The organism is Paracoccus spongiarum (genome assembly GCF_030732095.1).
Taxonomy (GTDB): domain Bacteria; phylum Pseudomonadota; class Alphaproteobacteria; order Rhodobacterales; family Rhodobacteraceae; genus Paracoccus; species Paracoccus spongiarum.
This window is the reverse complement of record NZ_JAVAMQ010000008.1, coordinates 116,297-133,917: the sequence shown is the minus strand read 5'-3', so window position 1 is coordinate 133,917 and position 17,621 is coordinate 116,297. Positions and strand designations below refer to the sequence as shown.

Annotated in this window: 15 protein-coding genes; 8 read left to right on the top strand and 7 right to left on the bottom strand. The window is 68.8% G+C overall.

The features are described 5' to 3' along the window. Positions 1–158 precede the first annotated feature (158 nt). Complete coding sequence (locus Q5Y72_RS10680; RefSeq protein WP_305963408.1) at positions 159–905, top strand: superoxide dismutase family protein; 747 nt, start codon at positions 159–161, stop codon at positions 903–905. A gap of 12 nt (positions 906–917) precedes the next feature. Next, positions 918–2,957 carry a choice-of-anchor B family protein gene (locus Q5Y72_RS10675; RefSeq protein ID WP_305963407.1) on the top strand — a complete coding sequence of 680 codons (2,040 nt, stop codon included), beginning with the start codon at positions 918–920 and terminating at the stop codon, positions 2,955–2,957. 263 nt (positions 2,958–3,220) lie between these two features. On the opposite strand, the gene Q5Y72_RS10670 is transcribed toward Q5Y72_RS10675, so the two are convergent. From Q5Y72_RS10670 to Q5Y72_RS10640, 7 genes are all read right to left on the bottom strand, one after another. Then, positions 3,221–4,501, bottom strand: a complete 1,281-nt coding sequence (locus Q5Y72_RS10670) for an MgtC/SapB family protein (protein WP_305963406.1) — start codon at positions 4,499–4,501, stop codon at positions 3,221–3,223. A 99-nt stretch (positions 4,502–4,600) separates the two neighbouring features. After that, the gene (locus tag Q5Y72_RS10665; protein ID WP_305963405.1) at positions 4,601–6,379 is read right to left on the bottom strand and encodes an SLC13 family permease; all 1,779 of its coding nucleotides are present in this window, start codon (positions 6,377–6,379) and stop codon (positions 4,601–4,603) included. A gap of 111 nt (positions 6,380–6,490) precedes the next feature. Further along, positions 6,491–6,622 carry a hypothetical protein gene (locus Q5Y72_RS10660; RefSeq protein ID WP_305963404.1) on the bottom strand — a complete coding sequence of 44 codons (132 nt, stop codon included), beginning with the start codon at positions 6,620–6,622 and terminating at the stop codon, positions 6,491–6,493. A gap of 65 nt (positions 6,623–6,687) precedes the next feature. Beyond that, positions 6,688–6,975 (bottom strand): hypothetical protein, encoded by a 288-nt coding sequence (locus Q5Y72_RS10655; protein ID WP_305963403.1) that lies wholly within the window; start codon positions 6,973–6,975, stop codon positions 6,688–6,690. Positions 6,976–7,262: 287 nt separating this feature from the next. Next, a complete protein-coding gene (locus Q5Y72_RS10650) occupies positions 7,263–8,387 on the bottom strand; it encodes a hypothetical protein (RefSeq protein WP_305963402.1) in 1,125 nt (374 codons plus the stop codon). Then, positions 8,384–9,349: a glycosyltransferase gene (locus tag Q5Y72_RS10645; protein ID WP_305963401.1), complete on the bottom strand. Its 966-nt coding sequence runs from the start codon at positions 9,347–9,349 to the stop codon at positions 8,384–8,386. The genes Q5Y72_RS10650 and Q5Y72_RS10645 overlap by 4 nt, the downstream gene beginning before the upstream one ends. After that, positions 9,346–9,918, bottom strand: coding sequence for a hypothetical protein (locus Q5Y72_RS10640; RefSeq protein WP_305963400.1), 573 nt, complete (start codon positions 9,916–9,918; stop codon positions 9,346–9,348). Before Q5Y72_RS10640 ends, Q5Y72_RS10645 begins: the two co-directional genes overlap by 4 nt. Positions 9,919–10,265: 347 nt before the next feature. Here Q5Y72_RS10640 and Q5Y72_RS10635 point away from each other — a divergent pair, with 347 nt between their 5' ends. The 6 genes from Q5Y72_RS10635 to gmd all read left to right on the top strand — a co-directional run bounded on the left by Q5Y72_RS10635 (position 10,266) and on the right by gmd (position 17,621). Beyond that, entirely contained in the window at positions 10,266–11,423 is a 1,158-nt protein-coding gene (locus Q5Y72_RS10635) for an NAD-dependent epimerase/dehydratase family protein (protein ID WP_305963399.1), read from the top strand. 69 nt (positions 11,424–11,492) lie between these two features. Beyond that, positions 11,493–12,236, top strand: a complete 744-nt coding sequence (locus Q5Y72_RS10630) for a phosphoadenylyl-sulfate reductase (RefSeq protein WP_305963398.1) — start codon at positions 11,493–11,495, stop codon at positions 12,234–12,236. Between the two features lie 75 nt (positions 12,237–12,311). Further along, complete coding sequence (locus tag Q5Y72_RS10625) at positions 12,312–13,262, top strand: NAD-dependent epimerase/dehydratase family protein (RefSeq protein WP_305963397.1); 951 nt, start codon at positions 12,312–12,314, stop codon at positions 13,260–13,262. Between the two features lie 34 nt (positions 13,263–13,296). Further along, on the top strand, positions 13,297–14,043 hold the full coding sequence (locus tag Q5Y72_RS10620; protein WP_305963396.1) for a sulfotransferase domain-containing protein: 747 nt from the start codon (positions 13,297–13,299) through the stop codon (positions 14,041–14,043). 66 nt (positions 14,044–14,109) lie between these two features. Next, positions 14,110–16,386: a glycosyltransferase gene (locus Q5Y72_RS10615; RefSeq protein ID WP_305963395.1), complete on the top strand. Its 2,277-nt coding sequence runs from the start codon at positions 14,110–14,112 to the stop codon at positions 16,384–16,386. 113 nt (positions 16,387–16,499) lie between these two features. Continuing rightward, positions 16,500–17,621 carry a GDP-mannose 4,6-dehydratase gene (gmd, locus tag Q5Y72_RS10610; RefSeq protein WP_305963394.1) on the top strand — a complete coding sequence of 374 codons (1,122 nt, stop codon included), beginning with the start codon at positions 16,500–16,502 and terminating at the stop codon, positions 17,619–17,621.

Below are 17,621 nucleotides of genomic sequence, written 5' to 3'. Positions count from 1 at the left end.
TTTTCATGTCTGCGCCATTCCGGTTGTGGCCACGAAAACACTCACCCGGAACGCCCGCGAATGATACAATGCTGAGGCGAGTCGGCGAAAGCCGCGCCTGCCTGCCCGAGGCATAACGCGGGACGCCCGACCATCGCATCTGCTTCGAGGAGGCTGTGATGGGCATGGGCACAGCACCCATCGGTCGGACGGTATACACCGCGGCGCGCAGCCTTCCGTGCTGTGTAGCCCTGTTTCTGCCGATTGGCGGCGGGCCGGCCGGAGCCGAAGCAATCATCGCACCGGTCCACCGCATTTCGATCGCCGGTGTCCACGAACCTCTGGGCTCGGTCGAGGTGGCGCAGGGCCGGGCGGCGCTGGAAATCCGGCTGCGGCTGGCGGGATTCCCCCCGGGCTGGCACGCGATGCATGTTCATGACCGCCCCGATTGCGGTCCCGCGATGGTTGACGACAAGATCGTCGCCGGTGCCGCGGCGGGTCCGCATTTCGACCCGACCGGCGCGATGGCGGCGATGGCCTCCATGCCGGTCGGCGCATCCATGCAAGACGGCATGGCGATGCAGGACGACATGGCGATGCAGGGCGGCGCGGCGATGGCGGGCATGGATCACATGCGCGACAGGGAAAGCCCGCCTGACGGCAACCCTGCAGCCGCCCCTCGGCCGACCCCGGCCGCCGACCCGCCGCCTCCGCCCGGGCGGATGCCGCGGCCTCTGGGCGACCTGCCCGCGGTTCATACCGCGGCGGACGGCACCACCGACATGCGGATCCTCAGCTACCGGCTGAACCTCGACCAGATGCGTGGTCGCGCGCTGATGCTGCATGAATTTCCCGAGGGCAGCGACGACCCCCGGATGCCGAAGGACGGCGGCGCCAAGATCGCCTGCGCGGTCCTTCCCGAATAGGGAGATGACGAGATGAGCTGCAAGCCCCTGACGACCTGCGCCGCCATCCTGACCGCCTGTCTGGCAGCCGGCGCGGCGCTTGCGCATGGCGACGGCTTTCCCAGCCTCTACGTGTCGGAAACCGGCGTCGACACCGGCAAATGCGTCGATCCTCTCAACCCCTGCGGCAGCATCGCCTATGCGCTGGCCGTGGCCGAGAAGGGCGACGAGATCCGCGTCGCCGCCGGCAGCTTCAGCTATCCGACGCTGCGGCGCGAGCAGGCGCTGGACCTGCTGGGCAGCGTGATCCGGGTGCGCGGCGGCTTCGACCCCGCCAGCCGCTTCGAGACCCGCGCCGGAGGCACGCGCGTCACCTATCTGACCGGCCCCGACGCCAGCTATCGCGCAAGGCTGGCCGAGAACGGCCTGCTGCTGCTGGGCGATGACGATGGCCGCGAAAGGCTGTTGCTGGCACAGGCCGAGGCGCCCGCCGGGCCGGTCGGCCATGTTTCCGAGGGCGGCACCGACAGCGGCGACTGCGGCAACCCGAACGCGCCCTGCGCGACCATCGCCTATGCCGTCTCGCAAGCCGTCGAGGGCCAGGAGATCCGCGTCGCCGAAGGCTATTTCGAGCTGGATCCGCAGGTGCTGGCCGATGCAACCGCGCGGCAGATCACCATCGAGGGCGGCTTTGCCCGCGCCAGCGCCTTCGGCGCGCGGGCGGCCGCGCCCGATGTCGCCGAACTGGCCACGGTTGTCAGCGGGCCGTCCTACGCCGCCCGGACCGCGCTGGCCGAAGGCGGCATCCGGCTGCAACAGGATCGCAAGCATCGCGACATCGCCCCCGTGACGCGCGCGGCCGCGCTGAAGGGGCCTGCCACCTGCACCGACGGGCTTGCCGACGGCCATCCCTGCAAGGGCATCGACCGGCTGGCGCAGATGCCCCTTGCGGTGTTTTCGACGCAACCGGGCGAGGCGAACGACATCTGGGGCTTCGTGGATCAGAACGACAACCGCGAATACGCGATCATCGGCCTCGAGAACGGGGCGGCGGTCGTCGATGTCACCGACCCCCAAGCCCCTGTCGAGATCGGCTCGATCCCCGGCCTGCCGACCATCTGGCGCGATGCAAAGGTCTATCAGCGCTTCGACGAGGCGGCAGGACGCTGGAAGGCCTATGCCTATGTCACCGCGGATGATCGCGGCGCGCAGCGGCACGGCATCGCGGTCATCGACCTGACCGAACTGCCGCAGCGCATCAGCCTCGCGGCGACGCTGGACCTCGTGGATGTGGCGCACAACGTCTATGTCTCGAATGTCGACTACGTGACCGGCGTCGCGCTGCCCGGCATGACGCCCTATCTCTACATCCTCGGGTCGGATTTCGGCAGCGCGACCACGATCGGGGCTTTCTTCGTGCTGGACCTGACCGATCCGGTTAACCCGGCTATGGTCCAGTCGCCGCCCGCCGACGCCACCTATTCGCATGACGCGACGACGCTGCTGATCGACGATGCGCGCGCCTCGGTCTGCAGCGGACAGCCCTGCGAGGTGCTGATCGACTATTCCGAGGACGCCGTCGACATCTGGGACGTGACCGACAAGGGCGCGGCGCGAAAGCTGAGCAGCATCACCTATGCCGACAAGCAGTATATCCATTCCGGCTGGTGGACCGAGGACAAGACCCATGTGCTGATCCAGGATGAACTGGACGAATCGGACGGCAACCTGAACACCACGGTGCGGGTTCTCGACATCTCGGACCTCGAGGCGCCGAGATTGGCGTCGACCTGGACCGGGCCGACACGCGCAATCGACCATAACGGCTTCACCCTGGGCACTGATTACTACATCTCGAATTACCGGCGCGGGCTGACGGTGCTGGACATTTCCGATCCCGCGAACATCGCCGAGAAGAACCCCGGGGAACTGGCGCTGTTCGACACCTATGTCGAGGACCCCGCCGATGACGCCCGGTTCAACGGCGCCTGGGGAAATTACCCGTTCCTGCCCTCGGGGACGATCCTTGTCAGCGATATCGAGGGCGGGCTGTTCCTTCTGAAGCGGCAGTAGCGGGGGGCGGGCATTTCCGTCCCTGCGCCGATCTCTGGTGCCGCGCTTCGATGGCGCGATCCTTGTCCGGGGCATCGAAGGCGTCGCCGCGGGGCAGCTTCGCAACCGCAGTCCTGCAATCACGCGGGCCGCCCGGGGCACGCCTTGCCCGCTTGTCGGCATCGACCGCTCGTCCAGCTTCGCCGATCAGGCCCGGCAGCGCGACGGCCACGATCGCGTCCGATGCGCCTCGACTCCATCCGGCGGATGCCGGGACCGCAGTGCTAGGGCGCCGGCAGGCCCCCTGGCATCAGCAGCCAGGCGGCGACGGCAGCGCCTGCAGCAGCCAGGGTCACCGCCGCCAGCGGTGCCCAGAAGCGCGGCGGACCGGCCATCGCCGCAAGCGACATCCGGCCCAGCGCATTGGCCGCCAGCGCCGCGAGGATCGCGGTGGTCATGGCCGGCAGGTCCAGCGCCGGACGCTCGATGCGCAGGACGCTGAGGACCGCGACATCGACATCGAACATCCCCGACAGGGCCGAGGTCAGCGCCAGGCTGCCGCCGCCGAACCGTCCCACGACCGCGGCGCTGACCGTCGAGACCAACGCGAACAGCGCGGCAAAGACCAGCAGCGCCCGCAGGTCGAACGGGTTTCGCAGCATCGCGCCGGGCTCGCCCGCCCCGGTCGCCACCGACGACGCCTTGCGCAGCAGCAGCCACAGCCCGGCCCCGACCAGAAGGCCCGCGGCCACCAGCGCGGGTGGGGCCAGCCCAGGCAGAAGGTCCGGCCGCAGCAGCGCCACGACCGCCAGCACCCGCAGCACCGACACCGCCGCCGCCAGCGCTGCCGCGCCGATCAGGGGCCGGGCTGCGGCGGTATCATTGGCCATCCGGGCCAGCGCCACGGTCACCGCCGTGGACGAGGCCAGCGCCCCGGCCAGCGCGCTGACCAGCAGCCCCCGCGCTGCGCCCAGCACCCGCACGGCGATGTATCCCGCGAACGAGATCGTGGCGATCAGCACGGTAAAGAACCAGATTTCGCGAGGATTGAGCCCGCCCCAGGGGTCGATGCTGCGGTCCGGCAGGATCGGCAGGATGATCGTCGTCATCACCGCCAGCACAAGGGCCGAGCGCAGCTCGATCCAGCTGAGCCGGCGCAGCGCGGCGTGCAACGCCTCGCGGCTGGCCAGGACCGCGGCAAGCGCCGCCCCGCCGGCCGCCGCGACCCGGTAGTCGCCGCCCACCGCCAGCGCGCCCAGCCCGAAGACGCCAAGCCCGGCCATCACGCCGGTGACGCTGGCGTCGCGATCCTGCCGGGCTTCGTGGAACTGGAACAGGCCGTAAAGGCCCGCCATGCCAAGGAACCCGGCGACGAGGATCACCGGCGCCGACATTTCGGCGGCCAGCACGGCGAAGACGCCGCCCAGCAGGCCGAAGATGCCGAAGGTCCGAAGCCCGGCGGTGCGGCTGCCGGCGGCGCCCTCACGCTCGCGCCAGCCTCGTTCCAGCCCGACCAGAAGGCCGATTGCAAGCGCCACGGCCAGCCTGAAGAACTGATCCTGCATCGCCTCGCTGCCTGTCGTCCCGCCGCTGCGGCGCAAGCGCGCCGCTTGTCGAGTTTAGACGCGAATCGGCATCTGGCCAGCGCCCTTCGGCGGCGCGGGTCAGAGCGGCCAGATCAGCGGGATCAGCAGGCAGGCGGTGACCCCGGTGACGATGTTCAGCGGCAGCCCGATGCGGGTGAAATCGCCAAAGCGATAGCCGCCGGGCGCATAGACCATGGTGTTCGTCTGGTAGCCGATGGGCGTCGCGAAGGCCAGGGTCGCCGCGAACATCACCGCGACCACCAGCGGCCGCGGGTCCAGGCCCAGGCTGTGGGCCAGCGTGATCGCGACCGGCGTGACGATCACCGCGACGGCGTTGTTCGACAGCAGCTCGGTCAGGATCTGCGTCAGGAAATACAGCACGAACAGCACGGCCAGCGGCGGCAGGCCGGCCAGCCAGGGTGCCAGCGCGTCGACGATCAGCTGTGCCGCGCCCGACTGGCCCATCGCCTCGCCGACCACCAGCATCGACAGGATCAGCACGATCAGCGGCGCGCTGACCGCGCCATAGGCCTCTGCGGGTTCGATGGTCCGCGTGGCCAGCAGCAGGGTGACGGCCAGCATCGCCAGGATCTGGATCGGCGCGATGTCGAAAGCGGACAGCACGACGATGGCCGCCACCACGCCCAGCACCAGCGGCGCGCGGTCGCGGCGGAAGGGGCGGTCGGTCGGCTCGCTGAGATCGGCAAGGTTCATGTCGGCGGCCAGGCGGCGGATGTCGTCGGGCGCCCCCTCCAGCAGCAGCGTGTCGCCGACCTGCACCACCACGGCGTCCAGTTGCCGGCCAAGGTTCTGGCTGCGCCGATGGACCGCCAGCGCATAGACGCCGTAACGCCGCCGCAGACGCAACTGTCCCAGAGACCGCCCGACCATGCGGCATTGCGGCAGGATCAGCGCCTCGACCGTGGTGGTCGGGGTCGATCCGATGCGGTCGACCATGTTGACGCTGCCGCTGTCCTTCAGACCCAGAAGCTCCTGCATCTCGGTGCGCAGCACGACGCGGTCGCCCTCGGTCAGCGTGACCTCGGGCAGGTCGCGCCGCAGGCTGAGATCGCCGCGCAGCACATCGACGATCCGCATCCCCTCGCGGCGGAACAGCGCCACCTCTCCGACCCGGCTGCCGGCCAGGGGCGAGCCCTCGGGCAGCACCACCTCGGTGAAGTATTTCGGGCGGCTGCGTGCGCCCACCAGGTCCGAGACCGTCTCGCGATCCGGCAGCAGGCGGGGCACCAGCGCCCACATGGTCGCAAAGCCGACGAGGCACACGGCCAGGCCAAGCGGTGCGATCTCGAACAGGCCGAAGGGTTCCAGCCCCTGCGCCCGCGCGACCCCGTCAACGAGAATGTTCGTCGAGGTGCCGATCATCGTCATCATGCCGCCCAGCACTGTCTGGTAGGAGAGCGGGATCAGCAGTTTCGAGGGCGACAGGCCCATCGCATGGGCCAGTTGCACCGTGACCGGGATCATCACCGCAACCAGCGGCGTGTTGTTCGTGAAGGCCGAGGCGATGGCCACGACGCCGCCGACCCCGCAGATCACCAGCACCCGGTGTTCGGCCGCGCGGCGCGACACGAACCAGGCAAAGCTGGCGATCATGCCGGTCCGAACAAGGCCGGCCGACACGATGAACATGGCCGCGATGGTCCAGGGTGCCGGGTTGGCAAAGATCTCCAGCACGCCCTTGGCCGGCACGATGCCCAGCAGGACCACGCTGGCCGCGCCCAGCATCGCCGTGACCTCGACAGGGTAGATCTCGGCTAGGAACAGCACGAACATGACGGCGAGGATGGCCAGCGTCAGATAGGCATGAAGATGGGGCAGCGAAAGCAGTTCGAACATGGTCCGGTTCCTGAAGGGCTGTGGTGCCGGGCCCCTGCGCGGGCGCGCGGCGTGAGACATGCCGGCCGTGCCCCGCCGCCTCGCGCAACGGGCGGCGGGGCGGCGGCCGTGCTAGAACAGCAGTGCCGCGCCGCCGATCAGGGCGGTCATCAGCAGGGTGATGAAGATCCAGTGCAGCAGCACGCGGCCTGCACCGGCCTCGGGCAGCGGGGCCTGGTCCCGCGCCTCGGGTTCGTCTGTCATGATGGGGTCCATGGATGACGGGATGGGAACGGGCCGCCCTCAGGGCGAGGCCCGCGCGACCGGTGTCAGATCATGGGTGGTGGCGCCCGCGGGGATGCGGTCGGGTGCCGCCGCGGCAGGGCGAGGCGGCTTTGTGGCGGGTGCGCCGCAACGCGCGGCCCCTTGGGGATGGCGGGAAGGCTCGCGATGGTGCAGCCGGCCGGGCAGGGCAGGGGATCGGGGCTGCCCGGGCCGGCCGAGGGCCGTTCGACGATCGCCTGCGCCGGCACCAGAAGCGAGTCGGTGATCTGGCCGTAGGATGCGACCATCCCGCCGCCGATGGCGGTCGGGCGCAGCTGCAGCCAGCCGGTCATCAGGATCAGCGCAAGCACTGCGACGAGACCGGCCAGACGCATCCCCGCCGGCCGATGTGAAGAGGATCCGCGAAGGCGCACGGGCTTCGCTCTCATCGCGCCGCACCTGCCCTGTCGGGCCGGCGGCTTGCGGCATCTGGCCGGGCAAGGGCAGTTCTGGGACGCATGAGCCTGTCCAGGGGCGAATCGACCGCCGCAGACCCGGCGCATCGCGCCACTCTAGTGAACCTGCCCGCATCGCGCCAGCGGGCCGTGAGGCCGCCGGCGAAGATCGGCCCGCGCCGGCCTCAGCGGAGCGACCGGAAGGCGCGCAGCAACGTCGCAAGAGCCGGACGTGCCCGACCGGGGCGGGGCGGGGGCACAGGGGCTCGGTGCCATGCCGTTTCCAGGCCGTCGCACAGACCGTCCAGCGCAACGACCACCGCGCGGCCGAGGCGTTCGCGCTCGGCCTGCTCGGCCCCGGTGGTCAACAGGTCGCGCAGCCTTGCTTGCGCGGCGCGATAGGCCGGCAGGAAGGCCGGGTCGGCCAGTCGGGCGCGGGCAGCCTCGGCGATCGCGCCCTCGTCCAGGTCCCATGTGTTCAGCCAGCTTTCGGCCGGCAGGCCAAGGTCGTGGACGCGGTGTTCGGGCGATGCGTGATACAGCGGCAGCGCCCCGCAGGCGAAGGCATCGAACATCTTCTCGGTGATGTAGTCGGGCTGATGTGTGTTTTCCCAGGCCCCAAGGATGCGCGCGCGTCCGTCGAGGGTCGCGATCTTGTCCGCGTGCCAGTCTTGCAGGTCGAACCGCGTCGGCCCGTTGCCCCAGCTTGCGCCATGCCGTTCGACGCTGGCGCCCCGCCACCGCTCGACGATGCGGGTGCGGCGGGCGCAGAGGCCGTAAAGATCGCCCTCGGCCCATTCGACATCGTGACGGGGTTCGGGGCGCCTTTCGAACATGAAGGCCGCCTCGACGGGGCGGGCGGCGAAATCGGCCCGCCAGTCGGGCAGGCTGCGGGCGGCATTCCGGGCGAACATGCGGCGGTAGGCGTCGAGGAAGCGCGGATTGGTCAGGATGTAATAGGGCAGCCTGTCGAAGCGAAAGACAGCGCTTGTCTGGTGGTTGACCTGCCGCAGCGGCAGGGCGCCCAGGGGGCTGTCCACGACGATATGGCTGGCCATCGGCGCACCGCCCCAGATGGTATCCCAGAACGGCTCTTCGGACAGCCAGACAAGCGGCAGGCCCCGGTCGCGCCAGGCGCGGATCACCGGCTCGGGCGCCTCGGCTGCGTCGAGGCAATGGGCAAAGATCGCCAGATCGGCCTGCGCCGGGTCCTCGACGATCGCGACCCGGCCGTCCCACAGGGGCGCAAGCCAGCGATAGCTGATCGGTGTGCGCCGTGCATGGCGGCCCCCCAGCCAGACCCGGATCATGCCGTCGCCGCCCCGGCGGCCTGCATCCAGCGCGCCGCGCGGGCGCGGACCACCGGCGTCATCCGGTAGCCGCCGGGCAGATCCAGCCAGCCGGCATGGGCGGCGAGAAAGCGCCCGGCGCCGGCCTCCAGCGCGGGATGGTGTGCGGATGCCAGGTTGAAGCGGATCCAGCTGAACAGATGCGTCACGAAGGACGCGAAGGGTGCGCGCAGCCCCTCGCCCTCGGGTGCCGCCAGCCGCGCCGCGATCTCGTCAAGCATGCCGAAGACCTTTAGCCGTTCCGGGCCGCGGCGGTTGGTCTCGCGCGTGCCGTCGGTGCGGACGATGTGGTTGGCGCAGATCCGGTCGCTGACCAGGATGCGTCGGGCCGCGAGATAGCCCGACCAGTGCAGTGCGATGTCCTCGTGCACCGGGATTTCGGCGCAGCGGATCGCGTGATCGCGCAGGAAGCCGGTGCGATAGATCTTGTTCCACGGATAGCAGGCGGTCTGGGCAAGCCAGGGCCTGCCTTCCGGCGACAGTTGCGTCAGCGCCCCGAAGGCGCCCGAGGCCCGCCACAGCCCGGCATCCCATGCGGTGAGTCCCCATCCGGGCGCCGAGGTCTCGTTATGGCGGAACTGGCAGAAGTCGAAGTCGCGATCGCGCAGCGATTGCCACAGCAGGGCCATGTCCCCGGTCAGGTGATCGTCGCTGTCGAAGAACAGAAGATGCGAGGTTGTCACCGCGGGCAGGGCGGCGTTGCGGGCGGCGCCCGGACCGCGCGACCGGCTGTGGCGGATCAGCCGCACCGCGCCGGGCGTCAGTCCCGCGGCCGCGGCGAGGTCGGCGGCGTGCAGCAGGTCGGCCGATCCGTCGTCAACCACCACGATCTGGTCGAAGGTCTCGAGGATGCGGGCCTGATCGAGAAGGGTCGTCAGCCGGTCGGCGTCGTCGCGCACGGGCACGACCAGCGCGAGGCTCATACCAGAAACACCCGCAGATCGGCCAGCGACAGCCTGAGGCGGCGGGGCGGGAAGAACAGCACCAGCTCGCGCCAGGGCGCCTTCTGTGGCACCTCGTCGCGGGTCTGCAGCGTGATCGCGTCCACATGGCTGCTGTCGGTGGCGTGCAGCAGGATGTGCTTGTCGAAGAAACAGTCGCTGAAGCCGCCAAGCCGCCCGCCCGAGCGCAGGCAGGCGCGGACCGGGATGAATTCGCTGGCGCTGCCGCGGCAGGCGAAGCCGAAGACGCCCTGATCGGCGAGATTTTCGGCCCCGACCGGCAGGTGCAGCGCGAACCAGTCGCCGGTCCCGCGGGCGGTGGCGTCGATCTCGAGCAGCCGGCCGCGCGGCGAGGCGTAGCGCCCCGAAATGCCCAGGGCGGGATCGGCACGCAGGACCAGCCCGGCAGCCAGTTCGGTCACGTCGGCAATCTCGCCCTCGGCCTCGTCGTTCCGGCAGATGGCGAGGCGGTAATTCACATCCGCATGGGCCCCCAGATCGAGGTTCTGCAGCCCCGGAGCGCGGCGTGCAGGCATCAGCCAGCGCAGCATCGACCCTTCCTTTCGCGCGTGACGGCCGATGCGCCGGCAGCAGCCCCGGCCCATGCCGGCACGTCGTCGGATCGCTCCGCGCCCCGCAGCCCGCCTTCCGGTCGGAACGGGCGCCGAAACCGGCGCGATCCCGGCGCAGCTTTGCCCGCTTGTCCGCCGGATTGCAAGCTGGCCCGATTGCCCGGACAGCGGGCATTCGCCGGGCTGCGGGCCCCTGCAACCGCCGGCCGAGTTGCGAAATGCCCATGCCGCCGCAGGAATGCCTTGCGCCGTTGCGTCGAGGCTTTCAATTGCACCCCCGCTTCACTACTAGGTGCGCCAGACAGTTCCATCGGATGAGGACATACATGAAGATTGTCATTCTGGGCGGCGACGGGTTCTGCGGGTGGCCGAACGCGCTGTACCTTTCGAACCGCGGCCATGACGTGATCATCGTCGACAATCTCAGCCGCCGTTCGATCGACCTCGAGCTGGAAGTCGAAAGCCTGACGCCGATCCGCCCGATCGGCGAACGCCTGCGGGTCTGGAAGGAGCTGACCGGCAAGGACATCAAGTTCCACAGCTTTACCGTGGGCGAACATTACCACCGCCTGCTGTCGCTGTTTCAGGACGAAAAGCCCGATGCCGTGATCCATTTCGCCGAACAGCGCGCCGCGCCATATTCGATGAAGTCCTCGACCCACAAGCGCTATACCGTCAACAACAACATCAACGCCACCAACGACGTACTGGCCGCGATCGTCGAATCCGGGCTGGACATCCATCTGGTGCATCTCGGCACGATGGGCGTCTATGGCTACGGCACCGCGGGCATGAAGATCCCCGAGGGCTATCTGAAGGTGAAGGTCGCCACCCCCGAGGGCGAGACCGAGCAGGAAATCCTCTATCCGACCAACCCTGGCTCGATCTATCACATGACGAAAAGCCAGGATCAGTTGCTGTTCGCGTTCTACAACAAGAACGACCAGGTCAAGATCACCGATCTGCACCAAGGCATCGTCTGGGGCACCCAGACCGACGAGACCCGCATGGACGAGCGGCTGGTCAACCGCTTCGACTATGACGGCGACTATGGCACGGTGCTGAACCGCTTCCTGATGCAGGCCGCCATCGGCTATCCGCTGACCGTGCATGGCACCGGCGGCCAGACCCGCGCCTTCATCCACATCCAGGACACCTGCCGCTGCATCGAGCTGGCGCTGCTGAACCCGCCGCAGAAGGGTGAGCGCGTGAACATCCTCAACCAGATGACCGAGACCCACCGCGTCCGCGATCTGGCCCAGATGATCAACGGGTTGATGGGCGCCGAGATCGCCTATCTCGACAACCCCCGCAACGAGGCGGCGGAAAACGACCTGCACGTATCGAACGACCGGTTCCTCGGGCTGGGTCTGGCGCCGATCAAGCTTGAGGGCGGGCTCATGGACGAGGTTCGCGAGGTCGCCGAGAAATTCGCCGACCGCTGCGACCGCACCAAGATCCCCTGTGTCTCGCTGTGGCGCTGACCTGCCTGACGGCGTTCATGCCCGGGGAGGGCCGGGCATGAGAGCGGCCGCGCGCCACCGGGACGGCGCATGATCGTCTACGAGACCAGCGCGCGGATCGAGCGGCAGGCGCGGGCGGCCGATCTTGCCGCCCGCCACGCCGGGCTGACCGCCGAGGGGGTGCTGCGGGCGGCGATCCAGGACGAGTTTCCCGGCCGGATCGGCCTCGTGTCGTCCTTCGGGACCGAGGCGGCCGTGCTTCTGCACATGGTGTCGCGCATCGATCCCTATGTCCCGGTGATCTTCCTTGACACATGGAAACATTTTCCCGAGACGCTGGCCTACCGCGACCGGCTGATCGGGGCGCTGGGCCTTGCCAACATCCAGACGGTGACGCCCCGCGCCGAGGGGCTGCGGGCCGACGATCCCGACGGCACCCTGCATGCGCGCAATGCCGATCTGTGCTGCCATGTGCGCAAGACCCTGCCGATGCTGATGGCGCTGCGGCCTCTTGACTGCTGGATCACCGGGCGCAAGCGCGCCCAGGCCGCCAGCCGCAGCGATCTGGCGCTGTTCGAGGTCCAGGACCGCTGGATCAAGCTGAACCCGCTGGCCGACTGGACCGCCCGCGACGTGGCGGACTACTTTGCCCGGCACGGCCTGCCCGACCATCCGCTGCGGGCGCAGGGCTACCCATCGGTCGGCTGCGCGCCCTGCACACGGGCCGTGCGCGCCGACGAGGATGCCCGCGCGGGCCGATGGGCCGACAGCGACAAGACGGAATGCGGCATCCACCTCGTCAATGGCCGGATGATGCGGCGCGGCCAGTCATAAGCCCATTTTGGGCGTTGTCCCCGTCCCCCCCATTGACTACACGGCAGGTGCCCAAATCCCTCCGAGGAAGCGCAGATGACCCATTCCCTTGTCCTGATCGGCGGCCTTGGCTTCGTGGGCCGCAACATCCTCGACGCGCTGGCGGCCGATCCTGCATTCGCCGGGATGACGCCCTTCGTGGTGGACGACCTGTCGAATGCCTGTCCGGGCCACGAGGCGCTTGCGGTCGCCCGCCATGTCGGCCCCTATCAGGACGCCGCCGCGCTGGCGGCCATCGATGCCGCGGCGCCGGGGCCGCGCAGCTTCGTCTTTCTGGCCGGCGAGACGCGGGTGGCCGAATCAAAGGACCGGCCGCTGGACTTCATCGCGGCCAATATCTCGGAGCCGGCGAAATTCGTGATGGAGGCGGTGCGCAAGGGCGACCACTTCATCCTGATATCGACCGCCGGCGCGCTGTTCGACGGCACGTTCGAGGTGACGGTGGACGCGCCCTACTGCCCCAAGAACTTCTATGGCGCCTCCAAGGCCGCCGAGGAAATGGTGCTGGAAAAGCTGGTCGAACTGCGCGGCGGTCGGTTCTCGGTGGTGCGGCTGACGAATGTGTTCGGCGTCCATTCCGACCGCAAGAAAAGTGCCATCCACGCCTTCACGCGCGCCGCGATCGAGGGCAGTGCGGTGACCATCAACGGCGACGGCCAGCAAAGCCGCGACTTCGTCTTTTCGCGCGATGTCGGCCGCGGCATCGCCACGCAGGCCAACCGCGCCCGGCTGGGCCAGCCCGTCAACCGCGTGAACATGCTGGGTTCGGGGGTGTCGACGACGCTGTGGGACGTGGTGCACGCCATCGAGGCCGCGACCGGCCGGCCGCTGCGCTATACCCAGATCGCGGCCGAGGACCTGATCCGCACCGAGCCGCGCGACGTCATCGCCAGCCCCCGCGACGTGGCGGTGCTGCTGGGCGACGCGATCACGCCCTTCGCCGAGGGCATACGCGCCACCCATGACTACTACCACGCAGCGGCGTGACGCCCTGTCGGCCTCCCATCCGAAAGGAACCCAGATGCCAGCAACAGGCAAAAGCATCCTTTGCGCCACCATGCACAAGGCCGGCAGCAGCATCGCCGACCTGATACTCGCGGACATCTGCCGGGCGAAGGGTCTGGAGATTGACCGGATCGCGCTGCAGGTCCCGTCTTCCGACATGACCGAGGGCGAGCTTTTTGTCAGCTATCAGGACAAGATGCGCGGTGAGGGCGTCTATTACGGCGTTGCCCGGGGCGCCTATGTCAAGGACATGCCGATCGTCTACGGCCTCAGGGCCATCATTCAGGTGCGCGATCCGCGGGACTGCCTGACCTCTGCCTATTTCTCGTTTCGCGAATCGCATCGCCCGCCGACCGACCCGCAGAAGCTTGAGGCCTTCCTGAAGCGGCGCGAGCTGCTGCAGAACCAGACGATCGACGAATACGCCACTCTCCAGGCGCGCTCCTACAACCATCGCATGGCGGTGCTGCAAGAGATCGTCAGGAAGCACGATGACGTGCTGGTTCTCAGATATGAGGACATGGTCACCCGGACAGACAAGTGGCTGGCGGCGATATCGGATTTCATCGGCCAGCCGATCACGCCGGACCTGCGCGCCATCCTCGGCAAGAAGATCGACTTCACGGTGGAAACGGAAGATGCCTCGCGCCACAAGCGGCAGGTCAGCCCCGGCGACCACCGGCGCAAGCTGAAGCCGGAAACGATTGCGTCCATCAGCGACACTCTCGCAGCGCAGCTTGAGTTCTTCGACTACGAGGTGTGAAGCATGTCCGTCGCAGCCCCCGTTCCCGCGCGTGATCGCCAGCCGGCTGCGGACCGGCAGGGAAGGATGACCGGGCCGAGACGGTGGACGGGGCTTTTCCATCGCTATCCGGACCTGACCGGCGGGCGGCTGGCCGAAGGCGGGCTGCGGCTTGCGGGCAAGGCGCCTGTCGGCACGGCCGAGGCGCCGCTGGTCAGCGTCATCACGGTCAGCTTCAATGCCGCCGCAACCATCGAGCAGACCCTGCTGTCGGTGCAGGCACAGACCCATGGCGCGGTCGAGCATGTCGTGGTCGACGCCGCCTCGACCGACGGCACCGCCGACATCCTGCGCCGCCACGCGGACCGGCTGGCGTATTTCGTCTCCGAGCCGGATGCCGGGCTTTACGACGCGATGAACAAGGGGCTGGCGCTGGCCAGCGGCAGCCTGATCCTCGTGCTGAACGCCGATGACTGGTATGCCGAGGACTGCATCGCCGCCCTGGTCGCGGCGCAGGCCGCAAGCGGGGCGGATTTCGTGTCGGGGCTTGCGAATTACGTCGATGGCGACGGCCGGATCACCCATGTTCAGCCCGCCTTTCCCTACGACGCGGGCATTTATTTCCGCATGCCGCTGCGGCACGAGACGATGCTGATCCCCGCATGGCTCTATGACCGGGAAGGGCCATATGACACGCGCTACACGATCAATGCCGACCGCGCGCTGACGACCCGGCTTTACGAGGGCGGGTATCGCCATCACCAGATCGCGCGCCCGCTGATGTATTTCCGCAATACCGGCGTTTCATCGACCCAGAAGGACGCGCTGGAACAGGAACGCGCGCGGATGCTGGCGCGGTATTTTCCCGGCCTGACCCCGGACGAGCTTGCCACGCTGTCGAGGCTGGACAGGCTGACGCCGGATGTGCTGTCGAGGATCGCGCGGCGTTACGGGCGGCCCGGGTTCTCAAGGGCGGCGGCCGCGCTGGCGGCCGATCGCCGTGCGCGGGGCGACAGGGCATGGCAATCCGCGACCCCCGGCATGTTCGGCGACGCCGACCCCGCCCCTGATGCGGTCTGCGAGCCGTCCCTGAACATCGCCACGCTGATCACAAGTGATCATGGTGGCGCGGGGATCGGCAGCCTGCGGCGTGTCGAGGCGCTGCGCCGTGCCGGCCACAACGCCGAGATCTACTGCCTTTTCCGGAAGACCGACCTGCCCTATGTCGACCGGCTGGCCCCGGGCATCGAGGGCGGGCGGCGCGCATCGCCCCGCGCGCTGCACGACGCCTGGCGCGAGGCGGCGGTGCTGACGCGCGACGAGGAACCGGCGCTGTCGGCCCGGGAACTGTTCTCGAAGACCGGCACGGTCGTCGATTTCCGCTCCAACCGCCCGGTCTTCGAGGCCGCCGACATCGTTCACATGCACTGGGTGTCGGGGGTGCTGGACTACGCCAATGCCGACCAGCTTGCCGATCGCCCCGTCGTCTGGACGCTGGCCGACATGAACGCCTTTACCGGCGGCTGCCACTATTCCGAGGGCTGCGAGGGCTATCGACGGGACTGCCGCGACTGCCCGCTGCTGGGCGGCGGGTCGGACCTTGCCCATCGCGGCTGGCTGGCCAAGCGTGACGCCTATGCCCGGATCCCGGACCTGCATGTGGTCTGCCCCTCGCAATGGATGGCCGACCGCGTGCGCGAGAGCTCGCTGCTGGGCGACCGGCCGGTGCATGTCATTCCCAACGCGCTGCCGGTGCATCGCTTCACGCCGGTCAACCGGCTGGTGGCGCGGCGCCGGCTGGGCCTGCCCTTGCGGGCGCGGCTGGTGGCCTTCGGGGCCGACAATCTGGGCAACCGCCGCAAGGGCGGCGACATCCTGCGCGATGCGATCGGCCGGCTGACGGCGATGGGCCGTGCCGAGGGGGTCGAGGGGCTGTTCTTCGGCGCAAACACGCTGGATCTGGGCATCCGCGCGCACAGCATGGGCCATGTCACCGACGAAGAGCGGATGTCGCTGATCTATGCGGCCGCCGATGTCTTCGCCTTCCCCTCGCGCGAGGACAACGCCCCGCTGACCGTGGTCGAGGCCATGCTGTCGGGCACCCCGGTCGTCGGCTTTCCGGTCGGCAACGTCCCCGATCTCGTCAGCCACCGCGACACCGGGTATATCGCCGCCTACGAGGATGCCGAGGATTTCGCGCGCGGGCTGGCCTGGGCGCTCGAGGCGCCCGACCAGGTGCCGGCGCTGGAACGGCGCCTGCGCGGCCACGCCCATGCCCGCCGCCACAACGATCCGGCGACGGCGGCGGCGCGGCACGTCGCGCTGTATCGCAGCATCCTGGCGCAGGGCGCGGCGGGGTCCTAGCTCGGCGCGAAAATCATCCGCTCCTCTGGCCATCAACGGCGAAAATGGCTAGGCGTTTTCCCGCAACCGGGCCGCGACCGGCGTGCCCCCGTCATCAACACCGAGGTATTCCCGTGAGACGCAAGGCCCTCATTACCGGCATCACCGGTCAGGACGGTTCCTACCTGGCCGAGTTCCTGCTTGAGAAGGGCTATGAGGTGCATGGCATCAAGCGCCGCGCCTCGCTGTTCAACACGCAGCGCGTCGATCACATCTATCAGGATCCGCACAGCGCCGATCAGCGGTTCGAACTGCACTACGGCGACCTGACCGACAGTTCCAACCTGACGCGCATCCTCAGCGAGGTGCGCCCCGACGAGATCTACAACCTCGGCGCCCAGTCCCATGTCGCGGTCAGCTTCGAGGCGCCCGAATACACCGCCGATGTGGACGCGCTGGGCACGCTGCGACTGCTCGAGGCGATCCGCTTTCTCGGCCTCGACAGGACGACGCGGTTCTACCAGGCCTCGACCTCGGAACTCTACGGTCTGGTGCAGGAAACCCCGCAGACCGAGACGACGCCCTTCCATCCGCGCTCGCCCTATGCGGTGGCGAAACTTTACGCCTACTGGATCTGCGTGAACTACCGCGAGGCCTATGGGATCTATGCCTGCAACGGCATCCTGTTCAACCATGAAAGCCCGCGCCGCGGCGAGACCTTCGTGACCCGCAAGATCACCCGCGGGCTGGCCAATATCGCGCAGGGGCTGGAGCCCTGCCTGTTCATGGGCAACATCGACAGCCTGCGCGACTGGGGCCACGCGAAGGATTACGTGCGGATGCAGTGGATGATGCTGCAGCAGGACACGCCGCGGGATTACGTCATCGCCACCGGCAAGCAGTATTCCGTGCGCCAGTTCATCGCCTGGTCGGCCGAGGAACTGGGCATCACCCTGCGCTTCGAGGGCGAGGGGCTGGACGAGATCGCCGTGGTCGAGGCGGTGCGCGGCGACAAGGCCCCGGCGCTGTCGCCGGGCGATGTCGTGCTGCGGATCGATCCGCGCTATTTCCGGCCGGCCGAGGTCGATACGCTGCTGGGCGACGCCTCGAGGGCCAGGGCCGAACTGGGCTGGCAGCCCGAGATCACCGTCCGCGAGATGTGTGCCGAGATGGTCGCCGAGGACCTGGCCGCCGCCCGCCGCCACGCGCTGCTGAAGGATCACGGCATGGCGGTGCCGGTCAGCGTCGAGGGGTAG

Coding starts and splice junctions, on each gene's coding strand:
- Q5Y72_RS10675 (WP_305963407.1), top strand. CDS start 918: ATGAGCTGCAAGCCCCTGACGACCTGCGCCGCCATCCTGACCGCCTGT.
- Q5Y72_RS10640 (WP_305963400.1), bottom strand. CDS start 9,918: ATGCTGCGCTGGCTGATGCCTGCACGCCGCGCTCCGGGGCTGCAGAAC.
- Q5Y72_RS10630 (WP_305963398.1), top strand. CDS start 11,493: ATGATCGTCTACGAGACCAGCGCGCGGATCGAGCGGCAGGCGCGGGCG.
- Q5Y72_RS10660 (WP_305963404.1), bottom strand. CDS start 6,622: ATGACAGACGAACCCGAGGCGCGGGACCAGGCCCCGCTGCCCGAGGCC.
- Q5Y72_RS10650 (WP_305963402.1), bottom strand. CDS start 8,387: ATGATCCGGGTCTGGCTGGGGGGCCGCCATGCACGGCGCACACCGATC.
- Q5Y72_RS10615 (WP_305963395.1), top strand. CDS start 14,110: ATGACCGGGCCGAGACGGTGGACGGGGCTTTTCCATCGCTATCCGGAC.
- Q5Y72_RS10655 (WP_305963403.1), bottom strand. CDS start 6,975: ATGACCGGCTGGCTGCAGCTGCGCCCGACCGCCATCGGCGGCGGGATG.
- Q5Y72_RS10645 (WP_305963401.1), bottom strand. CDS start 9,349: ATGAGCCTCGCGCTGGTCGTGCCCGTGCGCGACGACGCCGACCGGCTG.
- Q5Y72_RS10625 (WP_305963397.1), top strand. CDS start 12,312: ATGACCCATTCCCTTGTCCTGATCGGCGGCCTTGGCTTCGTGGGCCGC.
- Q5Y72_RS10635 (WP_305963399.1), top strand. CDS start 10,266: ATGAAGATTGTCATTCTGGGCGGCGACGGGTTCTGCGGGTGGCCGAAC.
- Q5Y72_RS10620 (WP_305963396.1), top strand. CDS start 13,297: ATGCCAGCAACAGGCAAAAGCATCCTTTGCGCCACCATGCACAAGGCC.
- Q5Y72_RS10680 (WP_305963408.1), top strand. CDS start 159: ATGGGCATGGGCACAGCACCCATCGGTCGGACGGTATACACCGCGGCG.
- Q5Y72_RS10670 (WP_305963406.1), bottom strand. CDS start 4,501: ATGCAGGATCAGTTCTTCAGGCTGGCCGTGGCGCTTGCAATCGGCCTT.
- Q5Y72_RS10665 (WP_305963405.1), bottom strand. CDS start 6,379: ATGTTCGAACTGCTTTCGCTGCCCCATCTTCATGCCTATCTGACGCTG.